This window comes from Streptomyces sp. NPDC038135 (assembly GCF_055601245.1).
In genome coordinates this window covers 93,899-107,200 of record NZ_JBVJXS010000003.1, presented here as the reverse complement: position 1 = coordinate 107,200, position 13,302 = coordinate 93,899, and the positions used below count along the sequence as shown (strand labels likewise).

General features: G+C 74.1%; 9 protein-coding genes. 7 read left to right on the top strand and 2 right to left on the bottom strand.

Going from position 1 to position 13,302, the window contains the following annotated elements:
- The first annotated feature begins 10 nt into the window (after nt 1-10).
- Nucleotides 11-2,173: a DEAD/DEAH box helicase gene (locus tag ACZ7JA_RS08875; protein ID WP_470807779.1), complete on the top strand. Its 2,163-nt coding sequence runs from the start codon at nt 11-13 to the stop codon at nt 2,171-2,173.
- 88 nt (nt 2,174-2,261) lie between these two features.
- Here ACZ7JA_RS08875 and ACZ7JA_RS08870 read toward each other — a convergent pair whose 3' ends face one another.
- Nucleotides 2,262-4,187: a helix-turn-helix domain-containing protein gene (locus ACZ7JA_RS08870; protein ID WP_470807778.1), complete on the bottom strand. Its 1,926-nt coding sequence runs from the start codon at nt 4,185-4,187 to the stop codon at nt 2,262-2,264.
- A gap of 306 nt (nt 4,188-4,493) precedes the next feature.
- Here ACZ7JA_RS08870 and ACZ7JA_RS08865 point away from each other — a divergent pair, with 306 nt between their 5' ends.
- Nucleotides 4,494-5,225, top strand: coding sequence for a class I SAM-dependent methyltransferase (locus ACZ7JA_RS08865; RefSeq protein ID WP_351661392.1), 732 nt, complete (start codon nt 4,494-4,496; stop codon nt 5,223-5,225).
- A gap of 143 nt (nt 5,226-5,368) precedes the next feature.
- Nucleotides 5,369-6,199, top strand: a complete 831-nt coding sequence (locus ACZ7JA_RS08860; RefSeq protein ID WP_470807777.1) for a hypothetical protein — start codon at nt 5,369-5,371, stop codon at nt 6,197-6,199.
- A 435-nt stretch (nt 6,200-6,634) separates the two neighbouring features.
- On the opposite strand, the gene ACZ7JA_RS08855 is transcribed toward ACZ7JA_RS08860, so the two are convergent.
- Nucleotides 6,635-7,480, bottom strand: coding sequence for a helix-turn-helix transcriptional regulator (locus ACZ7JA_RS08855; protein ID WP_351661388.1), 846 nt, complete (start codon nt 7,478-7,480; stop codon nt 6,635-6,637).
- Between the two features lie 470 nt (nt 7,481-7,950).
- On the opposite strand from ACZ7JA_RS08855, the gene ACZ7JA_RS08850 reads away from it, so the two are divergent.
- From ACZ7JA_RS08850 to ACZ7JA_RS08835, 4 genes are all read left to right on the top strand, one after another.
- Complete coding sequence (locus ACZ7JA_RS08850) at nt 7,951-9,297, top strand: sugar phosphate nucleotidyltransferase (RefSeq protein ID WP_389306325.1); 1,347 nt, start codon at nt 7,951-7,953, stop codon at nt 9,295-9,297.
- Between the two features lie 47 nt (nt 9,298-9,344).
- Nucleotides 9,345-10,040 carry an SDR family oxidoreductase gene (locus ACZ7JA_RS08845; protein WP_351661384.1) on the top strand — a complete coding sequence of 232 codons (696 nt, stop codon included), beginning with the start codon at nt 9,345-9,347 and terminating at the stop codon, nt 10,038-10,040.
- Between the two features lie 500 nt (nt 10,041-10,540).
- Nucleotides 10,541-11,758, top strand: a complete 1,218-nt coding sequence (locus tag ACZ7JA_RS08840) for an IS701 family transposase (RefSeq protein ID WP_470807776.1) — start codon at nt 10,541-10,543, stop codon at nt 11,756-11,758.
- A 67-nt stretch (nt 11,759-11,825) separates the two neighbouring features.
- Nucleotides 11,826-13,274, top strand: coding sequence for a maltokinase N-terminal cap-like domain-containing protein (locus ACZ7JA_RS08835; RefSeq protein ID WP_470807775.1), 1,449 nt, complete (start codon nt 11,826-11,828; stop codon nt 13,272-13,274).
- Nucleotides 13,275-13,302 lie beyond the last annotated feature (28 nt).

Sequence of the window (13,302 nt, the reverse complement as noted above, 5' to 3'; positions counted from 1 at the left end):
TCGCATTCGCATGTCCGTGTCCAGTACTGATCAGATCGTCATGCCCGAGAACGAGAACGTCAACGACGAGCTCGTGGACGGGACGACCGAGATCACCGAGGTCCCCGAGACCGCTGACACCCCTCAGTCCCCCCAGATCACCTTCGCCGACCTCGGTCTCCCCGAGGGCGTCGTGCGCAAGCTCGCGCAGAACGGCGTGACCACCCCCTTCCCGATCCAGGCCGCGACCATCCCGGACGCCCTGGCCGGCAAGGACATCCTCGGCCGTGGCCGCACCGGCTCCGGCAAGACCCTGTCGTTCGGTCTGCCGACGCTGGCCACGCTGGCCGGCGGCCGCACGCAGAAGCACAAGCCCCGCGCGGTCATCCTGACCCCGACGCGTGAGCTGGCCATGCAGGTGGCCGACGCCCTCCAGCCGTACGGCGACGTCCTCGGCCTGAAGATGAAGGTCGTCTGCGGCGGTACGTCGATGGGCAACCAGATCTACGCCCTGGAGCGCGGCGTCGACGTCCTCGTCGCCACCCCGGGCCGGCTGCGCGACCTCATCAACCGCGGCGCCTGCTCCCTCGAGGACACCCGGATCGCCGTCCTCGACGAGGCCGACCAGATGTCCGACCTGGGCTTCCTGCCCGAGGTCACCGAGCTGCTCGACCAGGTCCCGGCGGGCGGCCAGCGGATGCTGTTCTCCGCGACCATGGAGAACGAGATCAAGACGCTCGTCGACCGCTACCTGAACGACCCGGTCAGCCACGAGGTGGACGCGGCCCAGGGTGCGGTGACGACCATGTCCCACCACATCCTCATCGTGAAGCCCAAGGACAAGGCGCCGGTCACGGCCGCGATCGCCTCCCGCAAGGGCCGCACGATCATCTTCGTCCGCACCCAGCTGGGCGCGGACCGGGTCGCCGAGCAGCTCCGTGAGGCCGGTGCGAAGGCCGACGCGCTGCACGGCGGCATGACCCAGGGCGCGCGGACCCGGACGCTGGCCGACTTCAAGGACGGCTACGTCAACGTGCTGGTCGCGACGGACGTCGCGGCGCGCGGCATCCACGTGGACGGCATCGACCTGGTGCTGAACGTGGACCCGGCCGGCGACCACAAGGACTACCTGCACCGGGCGGGCCGTACGGCGCGTGCGGGCCGTACCGGCACGGTCGTCTCCCTGTCGCTGCCGCACCAGCGGCGCCAGATCTTCCGGCTGATGGAGGACGCGGGCGTCGACGCCGCGCGCCACATCATCCAGGGCGCGGGCGCCTTCGACCCGGAGGTCGCCGAGATCACCGGCGCCCGGTCGATGACCGAGGTCCAGGCCGAGTCCGCGAACAACGCGGCCCAGCAGGCCGAGCGCGACCTGGCCCAGCTCACCAAGCAGCTCGAGCGCGCGCAGCGCCGGGCCGCCGAGCTGCGCGAGGAGGCCGACCGTCTGGTGGCCCGGGTCGCCCGGGAGCGGGGCGAGGACCCGGAGACCGCGGTGGCCGAGGCCCAGGCGGCCGCGGCGGAGGCCGTGGTCGAGGCCGTGGCGCAGCAGCCGGCCGAGCGTGAGACCGAGCGTGAGGACCGTCCGGCGGCTTCGGCGCCGTACGAGCGCGGTGAGCGCGGCGGGCGTGGTTTCGAGCGTCGTGACGACCGCGGTGACCGTGGTGGTCGTTCGTTCGAGCGTCGTGACGACCGTGGTGGCCGTGGCTTCGAGCGCCGGGACGACCGCGGCGACCGTGGCGGCCGGGGTTTCGAGCGTCGTGACGACCGGGGCGGCCGGGGTTTCGAGCGTCGTGACGACCGCCGTCCGTTCGACCGGGACCGGGACCGCGACCGTGGTTTCGAGCGTCGTGACGACCGCGGCGACCGTGGTGGTCGTTCGTTCGAGCGTCGTGACGACCGCGGTGACCGTGGCGGCCGGGGTTTCGAGCGTCGTGACGACCGTCGTCCCGCCGACCGCGACCGCGGTGGCCGTCCCTTCGAGCGCCGGGACGAGCGGGGCGGTTTCCGCCGCGACGACCGCGGTGGTCACCGGGGCAGCGACCGTCCGTTCAACCGTGAGCGCCGTGACGACCGTCCGGGCTTCCGTTCCGCCGGTCACGACCGCCCCTACGGCCGTCGTGACGACCACCGCGGCGGTGGCTCCGGCTCCTTCGGGCGCCGCGACGACAAGCCGCGCTGGAAGCGCAACGGCTGACCTCGGATGACCGGCTGACCGCCGGTCTCCAGCGCCGAACCGGCCGCGGGCCCCGGAGACTTCTCCGGGGCCCGCGGCCGTTTCCGTTTCAGCGGGCGGACAGCGGTGAGCGGATGGCGTGCCGGGTGCGCTGCAGCCGCAGGGCGAGCTGGACCTCCAGGGCGCGCATGGGCTCCTGCCAGGCGGGTTCGAGGAGTTCGGTGATCCGTTCCAGGCGCCGGGAGACGGTGTTGGGGTGGACGTGCAGTGTCTCGGCGGCCCGGCGGGGGCTGCCGCCGGAGGCGTAGTAGGCCTCGAGGGTGTGGACCAGGTCGGTGCGGTGGCGGTCGTCGTAGGCGATGACGGGGCCGATGGTGGTCCGCACGAAGGACGGGATGTCGGGGCTGTCGGCGAGGAGCAGTCCGAGGAAGCCCAGTTCCTGCGCCGAGGCGCTGCCTCCGTCGGTGCCGAGCGCGGTGAGCGCCTCCAGGCACCGCCTGGCCTCCTGGTAGGTGCCGTGCAGCGGGCCGGGGTGCGCGACCGGGCCGGCGGAGCCGACGGTCACCCGGCGGCCGGTGACCGAGGCCAGCTCGGCGGTGACGGCCCGGCCGGCCGCCGAGGGGTCGGTGCCGGGGACGAGCAGGACCAGGCAGTCGTCCACGGTGGTCTGCAGGCCGGACATCCGGTGCGCGTACGAGGAGGCCCACACCAGGGCGCGTCCGCCGGCTCCGCCGTCCGGCCGGGCGATCAGCACCACGTGCGGGTCGTCGAGGGCGACGCCGAGACGCCGGGCGTGCACCGCGAGTTGTTCGGGCGCGCGGGGGGAGTCGCCGATCAGGTCCTGCAGGAGCTGGCTGCGGCCGCCGTCGGCGGAGGTGTCGGCGCCGGCCTGGATGCGCAGCAGGACCGCGGTGGACTGGGCGGTGGCCCGCAGCAGCCGGAGCTGGTAGTCGGCGGCCGGGCCGTCGGGGGCCAGGACGACGGTGCCGAGCACCTCGCGGCCGGCGGTGGCCGGGCACAGCCACAGTCCGTCGGCGGAGCGGATGGGGGCGAGTTCGGTGTGGGCGTCCAGGGTCCGCTGGAACAGTTCCGCCTCGTCGACGTCGGGGAAGCCGGCGGTGACCGCCAGGGTCCGGCCGGTGGCGTCGCGGACCATCAGGGCGCCGCCCAGTTCGGCCGCGGCGCGCGCGGCGACCTCGCCGAGGCCCCGGCCGCCGAGGACCATGTCGATGAGCCGGGTGTGGACGCCGCCGGCCAGGCGCTCGGCGGTGGAGGAGTCCAGGGCGCGGGAGACGTCCAGTTCCAGTTCGCTGAGCTCGGAGCGGGTCCGGGCGAGCAGCCGGGCCTTCTTGATGGCGAGGGAGGCGAGGTCGCCCAGTGAGGAGACGAGGGTGATCTCGTCGGGTGTGAGGTGGCGTACCGAGCGGTTGGCGCCGTAGAGCGCGCCGAAGGTGCTGCTGCCCTCTTTCAGGGGCACCGCCATGAGGCCGTGCAGGCCCTCGACGGTGACGACCTCGTCGGTGGCCGCGGAGTGCGGGAACCGGTCGTCGGTGAGGTAGTCGGCGGTCCAGTAGGGCGCGGAGCGCTCGGCGGCCGCGTTGCCCACGCCGCCCTGCGCCGGGATGACGAAGCCCGGGGTGATCGTGGAGGCGTGGCCGTCGGACACGCGGACGTGGGAGCGGCCGTCGGCGGGGTCCCGCAGGGCGATCCAGGCCATGTCGAAGTTGAGCAGCAGCCGGGCCCGGCGGGCGATCACCTGGAGCAGCGCGTCCACGTCGTACGGGAGGGTCAGTTCCCGCGCGGTGTCCACGAGGGCCGCGAGGGCGGCCTCGCGCTGCTGGTGCCGGGTGAGCAGGCCGTGCACGTCGAGGGCCAGGGTGCGGGCCCGGTTGAGCAGGGCCAGGGACTCGGCCGGCACCGGTGCGGCGGCGCCGGTGGCCGGGAGTGGCTGGAATCGGTGGGGCGGGGCTTCGGCGGCGAGCAGTTCGAGCAGTCTGAGCAGTTCGTCCTGTACGAAGTCGTCCGTGGGCCGCACCGACCTCACCCCCTGTTTGATCAGCGGCGCCTGCAGTGTCCGGCTCCGCCGGACTTTCGTGAACCTAGATTGCGTGCACGACGGGCGTCAACGATGGCTGGAAACAATGAGGTTGGAACGGTTAATGGCCGAATTCCCTTCCCTGGGAACGTGCCGCGGTGACCGGGACACCGTCGGCGCGGTGTGCGGCGGTTACCGCTGCACATTCCGCCCGGGTGTCCGGCTGCCCGACAATAAGCCCTGACACCGCGCCGGTTGTGCAGGCTGACGCCGCCGCCGCGAAGCGTCCAACGGGGGGACGAGAGCATGTCGGGAACGCAGAGTTATGTGCGCTCGCTGGAGCGCAGCCGGTTGTCGCTGACGCGGGCCGACCGGCCTTCCGAATTCGAATTCATGGGCCTGCGATGGGACCTTCTTGACGAAGTGTTTGCTCCCGTCTTCTCGCCCTCGACCGCCGTCGCGCTCGGGTTGCTCGGACTCGACCGGGCGGACCCCGGTGAATGGAGTGGTTCATTCCTGGAAATGGGCTGCGGAACGGGGGTCATCGCGGTGAGTGCGGCGCTTGCGGGGTGCGCGCGGGTGGTGGCCGCCGACGTGAATCCGCGGGCGGTGGAGAACGCCGAGCGCAATGCCGCGCGGCACCGAGTGGCGGACCGGGTGCGGGCGGTGCGGAGCGATCTGTTCACCGAACTCCGGCAGGAACGTTTCGACACCGTCTTCTGGAGCTCCAACTACGTGCGGGCGCCCGAGGACTACGCCTACCGCTCCATGCACGAGCGGGCCTACGTCGACCCCGGCTACCGCGCGCACCGGCGCTATCTGGCCGAGGCCCCGCTGATGCTCGCCCCGGGCGGTCGCGCGCTGCTGCACTTCAGCAGCCGGGGCGTGCTCGGGGAGCTGCACCGGATCGCCCGGGAGTGCGGGCGGGCGCTGCGGGTGGTGCGGTCCGTGGAACTGGTCGAGGAGGCGTACGGCGACGACGTCGTCGAGCACCTGCTGCTGGAGATCGGCGTGGACGAGGGCGCGGGCCGGGGCTGACCACCCGGGCGCGCCGGAGCCGGGTGACCGGCCAGGCCGTCGGTACGGGCGGGAACGCCGCTGCCGAGGGCCGTTCAGGGAGCAGTTGGACTCGGACACGGCGCGCCGCTGGACGGCCGCCGGTCCGCCGACGGGGGGAAGTGGTGGCTGTGGGCCTCTCCGCGCGGGACGCCTTCCGGGCCGAGCTCGCGGCGGTCGCCGGGCGCGACGGCCGGGTCGTCTGCCTGGAGACGCTGCCCCGGGACAAGGACCATCCGTTCGCCGCCGCGCACCCGGACCGCTTCTTCTCGCTGCCCAACGTGGGCTCGGTGCTCACCCAGATGGTGACGGGTCTGGGCGCGTCCGGGTTCCGGCCGTTCGTGGTGGTCGCCCCGGGTGCGGAGGGCCGTGCGGCGGCGCCGTGGCCGCCGTGGCGGGACTGCCTGGAGGCCGGCGCCACCGTGGTGGTGCCGGCCGAGCACTTCCCGGACGGGTACGACGAGGTGCGGCGGCTGTCGGGCGTCCCGCTCGCCGTGCCCTGCGGCGAGCAGGAGACCCGGCTGGTGGTGCGGCAGGCGGCGCGCTCGGCGCGGCCGCACTGCCTGGTGCTGGGAGAACGGGCCGGGGCGGGCCGGGGCAGCGGGGAGGAGGGCGAGTCCGCGCTGTCCTCGCTGGCGCTGGGCGACCCGGAGGCCGCCTGCGCCCGGCTGATCTCCATCGGCGAGGCCGGTACCCGTCTCGCGGTGGCCGCGCGGGCCGCCTCGCCCGGGCTCGGGCACGCCCACCTCGTCTACCTGGACGACGCAGGGCTCTCCGCCGCGGCCGTCGGGCTCGCGCTGTGGCCGGGGACTTCGGTGGTGACGGCGGCTCCGCGGATGCTGGATCCGGTGCTGCGGGAGCTGCGGTCGCGGATGCCGGGGCGGGCGGTGGTGGGGGTGCCGGCGGGGGTGGGGCGGGGTGGGGTGGCGCGGGTGCTGGCCGCGGCGGGGGTTTAGCGGGGGTGTTCCGGCTCGGCTTCGCCATCGCCGGTCCGCCTCGGCTTCGTCTCCTCCGGGCCGCCTCTGCTTCGTCTCCTCCGGTCCGCCTCGGCTTCGCCTTCGGCGGGGTCGGGTTCCCACCCGCACCACCCGTGCGGCCATCGTCGTCGGGTGCGGGTGGCCCCTGTGGGGGTGCGGCGCCGTCGGCGGCTTGCGGGTCGGGGCCTTGGGGGGTGGGGCGTCCGGGCGGCTTGCGGGCCGGGGGTCTTGGGGGGTGCGGCGGTGGCTTGTGGTTGTGGGCGCTGGGGAGGGGGCGTCCTGGCGGCTTGCGGGTAGGCGGGCCCAGGGGGCGGGGCGCCGGCGGCGGCCTCTGGGGCCGTGGGTCTCGGGCGGGTGCGGCGCCGGCGGCCCTGCGGGTCGGGGGCCTTGGGGGGTGGGGCCTGGGGTGTGGGGTCAGGTGGGGGTGTCTTCCAGGAGTTTGGACTCGGCCAGGGCGTAGGCGAGTTGGGCTCGGCTCTTGCTGTTGAGGGCTTCGGCGGCGCGGCCGATGTGGGTGGAGACGGTGCGGGCGCTGATGCCGAGGCGCTTGGCGATCGCCGCGTCCGTGTGGCCCTCGATCATCAGCCGCAGGACGGCGCGCCGGGTCTCGTCGGTCATCAGCGGAGGGCGCGACCGCTCCTGGGTGATGCTCAGCGGCTCGGCGCGCCGCCAGGCGTGGTCGAAGACCGTCGCCAGGTAGTGGACGATCGCCGGGTGCTCGATGGCCAGGGCGGTGGTCCGCAGGTCGTGCCGGGGGTCGGGGATGAAGGCGATCTTGCGGTCGAAGATGATGAGCCGGTCGAACAGCTCGTTCAGGGTGCGCACTTCCACGCCGACCGCGGTCACCTGCTCGATGTAGGAGAGCGTGGGGCCGTGCGTGCGCACGGAGTGCTGGTAGAGCGTGCGCTGCCGGATGTCGCGCTCGGCCAGCTCCAGGGTCCGGCGCAGCGCCTTGCTGAGCAGTGCGGTGGCCCGTCCCCCGCCGGGCTGTGCCGTCAGCAGCTCCGCCCGGCAGGCGTCGGCGGACTTCTGCAGCGCGGCGCTGATCACGTCCTCGCCGTGCAGCAGACGGATGTCGGCGGAGGCGGTGCCCTGCTCCTCGCGGTAGACGTCCTCGGCGGCGCTGAGCGCCTCCCGGACGGCCGCGACGGCCTGCTGCTGGACGAGGATGGCGCGCTCGATGGGCCGGCAGAACTCGCTCACCGCGATGTCCGGCGGCACCACTCCCATGATCAGCGGGTTTTCGGCCAGCGGCCGCATCAGACCCAGCTCGACCAGGCAGTCCGGGACTTCCCCATCAATCGGACCTTTCGTAAGCGCTTCCCGATAGCGGGCCAGTCCGTCGTCGCACAGCCTGACGACATGGGAATGGGAGGGATTGTCCGACTTCCTGCACATTCGTTCCCCCTTCAGAAATGCGCAATGCGCGATCACGAGGCTACCAAGCGAAGAAAATCGGCCCCTGGCTGCGGCATGCTTCTCGCGGCGGAGGCGACAGCGCCTAATCAGCCACCTGGGAGGGAATCCACATGAATTCCAAGGGAACGAACGCCAGTCGATTCACCGCGATATTCACCCTCGTGCTCCTCCTCGGACTCGGCGTCCAGTCGGCCGAACGGGCCGCGCACGTCCAGTCGGCGACTCAGACGGCCGGCAGTCCCGTGAACGACCCGGAATGGGGCTGACCGAAGGTCCGGGCGGACGTCCGACGCATTCATAGGGGGGAAAAGATGGTCCCTCGTCGGAATCCGGAGACCGTCGGAATCATTCTCGCGGGCGGCCGGGGGGAACGGGCGAAACCCATCACCCTCGAATCGGCCGACTACATCCGCAGCAAGGCGCTCATTCCGTTCGTCGGCCGGCGGCTCATCGAATGGGTCGTCGAAGCCTGCCGGGACCAGGGCATCCGCCGTTTCCACGTGGTCGCCCACGGCCTGGAGAACCGCAGCCAGATCAAACTGCTCCTCGGGCACGGCGAGCGGCACGGCGTGGACATCCGGTACTCCCGGTCGCGCCTTGACCGCTACAACGTCGGCTCGGCCGGCGCCACGCTGCACAACCTCGAACAGTGGGACCTGCAGGGCCAGGCCCTGGTGCTGCCGGTCGACTCGCTCTTCGACTTCGACCTGGCCGCCCTGCGGGCGGCGCACGACCGGCACGCCGCCGTGGTCACGGTGGCCGCGGTGGAACGCACGGCCCGGGAGATCGCGGACAAGTACGGGGTGATGCGCACCGACGCGGCGGGACTGGTGACGGGCTTCGTGGAGAAGCCGGCCGCGGGGCGGCTGCGCGAGCTCTTCCCGGACGCGGTCGCCGACGAGCGGGCCACCCTGCCCACCAACGCCGGGATGTACCTGGTCGACTGCGCCCGGCTGCGGCTGCTGGCAAGGGAGCCGGAACTGTTCCGGCGCTCCCACCAGCGGCTGGACTGGGGCGGTGACCTGCTGCCCTGGCTGGCCGGCAACGGGCACCCGGTGGCCGTCCACGCCATCGGCGGACTCGGCGACCTGGGCAACGTGCCGGACTACCTGGACACCCTGCGGCTCGTACTCGACGGGGGGTACGAGCAGATGAACCGGCTCATGGAGCGGACCGGGCAGGCCGGACCGCACGGCTGGATCCACGACAGCAGCCTGCAGACGAAGGACGACCTGACCGGCACCACCCTCGCCCAGAAGATCGAGGAGGGCTCGGTGCTGATCGGTCCCGGTGTGCGCATCGGCCGCGAGGTCGAGATCGGACCGGGGGTACGGCTGGAGCACGCGGACGTCGGCGACGGGGCCGAGATCCGCGAAGGCAGCACGCTCGCGCACTCGGCCGTCGGCGAGTCGGCGGTGATCGGCGCCCACGCGGACGTCTCGGACAGCTACGTCGGCCCGATGGCCGTCGTCCACTCGGAACGCGCCCGCCCGACACGGCTCGAGGGCCGCACCGCGATCGGCGACGGGGCCGTGCTGCGGCCCGGGTCCAGGTTCCGCGGGGTCACGGTCTACCCGCGGCTCACGGTGCCCACGTTGACCGGGCTGCCCGCCGCGACCGAGCTGAGGAACGCCGACGACGTCCTGCGCTGGGTGTGAACCCGCCGGGGACGGCGGACGGCAGACACATAGGGGGAATCATGCACATGCACGGCCCCATAGCGGTGATCGGCGGGGCGGGACGGCTCGGAGCCCTCGTGACCAGCAGACTGGCCGAGGCGGGCGAGCGGGTCCGCGTGGTGAGCCGGCACCCGGAGCGGGGAACGCCCCCGCCGCCCGGCGTCGAGCCGTGGCAGGCGGACGTACGGTACGCGGACACGCTGGGACCGGCGCTGCGCGGCTGCGCCGCCGTGGTGTTCAGCGTCGAGCCGGGCACCGCCGACTCCGGTCCGGACAGCCCGGAGACCACCGTGTACAGCGGTGTGCGCAATGTGCTGACGGCGGCCGCCGAGTACGCGCAGCGGCCTCGGTTCGTGCTGGTCAGCCAGATATTCGTGACCCGGCGCGAGCACCCGATGAACGCCTACGGGCGGCTGCTCGACTGGCGGCTGCGCGGCGAGGACGCGGTGCGCGACTCCGGGCTGGCCTACACGGTCGTACGGCCCGGCTGGCTGACCGACGACGGCGGCGCGGGCGCGGGCGTCCGGCTGGAGCAGGGCGACCGCGGTGACGGCTGGGTCTCGCGCGCCTCGGTGGCGGAGGCCTGTGTGCGGGCGCTCGGCTCACCGGCGGCCACGCGCCGCACGTTCGAGGTCTACAACGAGCCGGGCCCGGCGCCCGCGGACTGGGAGCCGCTGTTCCGCGCGCTGGCCCCGGACCCGCTGCTCGCCCTGCGGCCCTAGGCCGTGTCCGCGGAGTCGCGCCTGCGTCACGAGGCCCGGCACGCACTCTCGCCGCACCGGCCGAAAGCCCGAGTACACCCAGTACGAGGGCATCCGGCCGGCACCCCGAGAGCACGCACCGGACGCCGCGACGCCAGCCCTACGGGCCGAACGGCGCGGCTTCGCGGACACGACCCAGGACCCGCCCGCCACGGCCCCGTCCGGGGCCGCACGCAAGGACGAGGGCGGGCCGTTCCCCCGACCGCCCGTCCCCGTCCCGCTCCCGTCGCCCGCCCCCCTGGGCCGACGGGCTCCTGCCGGGGCCGGCGCGCCGGCGGACGCCGCTACGCGTCCGCCGCGCCGGCCCCGGGTGAATCCTCACGCTTTCCAGAGAGGGCCGAGTCATGCCCGGCGAACGTCAGACAGCGGGGCCCGCCGACATTGCCGCCGCGGTTTCCGCACAGATTTCCACGGTCTCCGGGGAAGAGGTTCCCCCGGTTTCCGAGAGCTTGATCTCCGAGATGCTCTCCCGCGCCTTCCGCTCCATTCCGCGCAGCGACCAGCGGCGCTGGGGCGAGCTGTACGTGCGGGGCCTGCTGTCCGTGCCCGGCCGCAAGACGATGCGGGCGATCGCGGACGGCGCGGGCGGCGGGGTGGAGCAGAGCCTCTACCAGTTCATCACCAAGTCCCCGTGGGCCGCCGAACCGGTCCGCCGGGAACTCGCGGACCTGCTGCTGCGGATCGAGCCGCGCGCCTGGGTGGTGCACCCCCTGGTGATCGCGAAGGTGGGGCAGCACTCGGTGGGCGTGGAACGGCGCTGGGTGTCGCAGTACGGCAGGGTCGTCAACTGCCAGCAGGCGGTGGGCGTGTGGCTGGCCTCGGACCGGGCGTCGTGCCCGGTCGACTGGCGCCTGGCGCTGCCGGAGAGCTGGGCGGGCGAGGCGGCCCTGCGCCGGCGGGCCTGCATTCCGGAGGACGTCGGCTCGTGCCCGCCCGAGCAGTGCGCGGTCCAGGCGGTGTCCGCGATGGCCGGGGAGTGGGGTCTGCCGCACCGGCCGGTGGTGATGGACCTGCGGGAGAGCGACGCGTACGGCGTGTGCGCGCTGCTGCTGGAGCGCCGGGTGCCGTTCGTGGTGCGCGTCGATCCGGCGGTCCGCTCGCTGGCGCTGCGGCCGGTGCGGCCGGCGGTGCGGCCCGGGGCCCCGGAGCCGGTGTCGGAGGACACGGGCGCCCCGTGCCCGCCCGGCTCCCCGCTGGCCCTGGTGCCGGAGCTGAGCAGGCAGTGCCTTCCGGTGGAGTGGTACGACCACGAGGCGGACGCCCTGCGGGCCACCTCGGTCGGCGCCACCAGGGTCCTGCTGCGCCGCACCGGACCCGAGGCGTCCCGGCCGGCTGCCGCCGACCCGCAGGAACTGATCCTGGTCGGCGCCTGGCAGGACCCGGGGCGGCGCACCCCGAGCGGGTACTGGCTGTCGAACCTGCCGCAGTCCCAGCTCGGCACCGTCTACCGCACCGCCATGCTCGCGCGCCGTGTCGCCCGCGACCTGACCGAGGTCAGCGAGGGCCTGGGCATCCGGGACTTCGAGGGCCGCTCCTACCGGGGCTGGCACCACCACATGACGATGGTCTCCCTGGCCCACGCGGCCACGGTCCTCTCGTCGGCGCCGCGCACCGACTCCCGCCCCCCGGCGCCACGGGTGCCCGCGGCACGGATGCGGGTGGGGGTGCGGGCCGCATGACGACCACGGCGGAGACGAACCCGGGCCGGACCTTCGTGGGGACGGGCCGGACGGGGGTGCGGGGCGTATGACGACGCTGGTGGACGCGGATGTGGAGCGGGTGCGGGCGGGGCTCGGGGGTCTGCTCGGGGCCTGGCTGCCCGGGCGGCGCTGGTTCGCGGGCAAGGACGGCGGGGTGCCGCGGGTCGGCGTCCGGCTGCTGGAGCGGGTGCTGCCGGGTGAACCGGGGCTGCTGCTCGCCGTGTTCGACGCCGGACCGGACGGGCCGTACCAGGCACTGGTCGGCGTGCGGCGCGGGCCCGGCGCCGAGCCGCCCGGCTCGGTGATCGGGCGGCTCGACGCGCCGGACGGCACCGCGCTCACGCTGTACGAGGCCACGCAGGACCCGGAGTCGATGACCCGGCTGCTGGGGTGCTTCGGCGCCGAGCGGGGCGGCCCGGTGCGCTTCGAGAGGCTGCCCGGGAGCGAGCTTCCGTACGGCCTGCCCGGAGTGGCGAGCACGGCGGAGCAGTCCAACACCTCGGTGGCCTTCGGGGACCGGGCGATGCTCAAGGTGCTGCGCAGGCCGGTGCCCGGAACCAGCCCCGAACTGGAGCTGCTGGGAGCGCTGCAGCGGGCCGGCGGTGTGCCGGGCGCGGCGCCGCTGGGGCAGGTGCGCGCCACCGGCGACTCCCCGCTGGGCGCCTGCACGCTGGGCATTTTGCAGGAGTTCGTGCGCTCCGACGGGGACGGCTGGGCGGCGGCCACCGGCCGGGCCCGCGCCTGTCTGGAGGGGGAGGGCGGCGTCCCCGCGCCGCTCGGCGGCTTCGCCGAGGAGTCGTACGGGCTGGGGCTCGCCACCGCCCGGGTGCACACCGCGCTGGCCGGGCAGCTCGGCAGCAGGCCGCTGAGCGGTCGGGAGTCCGTGGCCCTGCTGGACCTGCTGGGCGACCGGCTGGCGGCGGGACTGCGGGCGGTGCCGCACCTGGCGCCGTACGCGCGGGAGCTGTGGGGACTCCACGACGACCTGCGGATCCGGGTGCTGCGCGGCCGGGCGCCGCTGGTCCAGCGGATCCACGGCGACCTGCACCTGGGGCAGGTGCTGCGCACCGGGCGGGGCTGGGTGCTCATCGACTTCGAGGGCGAGCCCGGGCACTCCCCCGAGGAGCGCCGCCGCCCCCAGCCCGCGCTGCGCGACGTCGCGGCGATGCTGCGCTCCTTCGACTACGCGGCCCACCACGCGCTGACCGAGCTGCTGGGCCTGCCGCCGGGCGAGATCCCGGCCGGCGACCCGCGTGCCGCCCGGCTGGGCCGCCGGGCCACGGCCTGGTCGGTGCACAACCGGCAGGCGTACTGCGCCGGTTACGCCGCCGGCGGCGGTCAGGACCCGCGCCGGGCGCCCCTGCTGGTGCGCGCCTTCGAGGCGGACAAGGCGGTGTACGAGGCGGTCTACGAGGCGCACAACCGGCCCGCCTGGCTGCCGATTCCGCTGGCCGCCGTGCGCCGGCTCACGGAAGAACGCCGGCGGCAGAGTTGAAAGTTCAGGAAGTCCGCGACCGCTCTTT

What these genes read in the sequence shown, in the direction of transcription:
- ACZ7JA_RS08875 (WP_470807779.1), top strand. Translation starts at nt 11, where the DNA reads ATGTCCGTGTCCAGTACTGATCAGATCGTCATGCCCGAGAACGAGAAC.
- ACZ7JA_RS08865 (WP_351661392.1), top strand. Translation starts at nt 4,494, where the DNA reads ATGTCGGGAACGCAGAGTTATGTGCGCTCGCTGGAGCGCAGCCGGTTG.
- ACZ7JA_RS08855 (WP_351661388.1), bottom strand. Translation starts at nt 7,480, where the DNA reads ATGCGGCCGCTGGCCGAAAACCCGCTGATCATGGGAGTGGTGCCGCCG.
- ACZ7JA_RS08850 (WP_389306325.1), top strand. Translation starts at nt 7,951, where the DNA reads ATGGTCCCTCGTCGGAATCCGGAGACCGTCGGAATCATTCTCGCGGGC.
- ACZ7JA_RS08845 (WP_351661384.1), top strand. Translation starts at nt 9,345, where the DNA reads ATGCACGGCCCCATAGCGGTGATCGGCGGGGCGGGACGGCTCGGAGCC.
- ACZ7JA_RS08840 (WP_470807776.1), top strand. Translation starts at nt 10,541, where the DNA reads ATGCTCTCCCGCGCCTTCCGCTCCATTCCGCGCAGCGACCAGCGGCGC.
- ACZ7JA_RS08835 (WP_470807775.1), top strand. Translation starts at nt 11,826, where the DNA reads ATGACGACGCTGGTGGACGCGGATGTGGAGCGGGTGCGGGCGGGGCTC.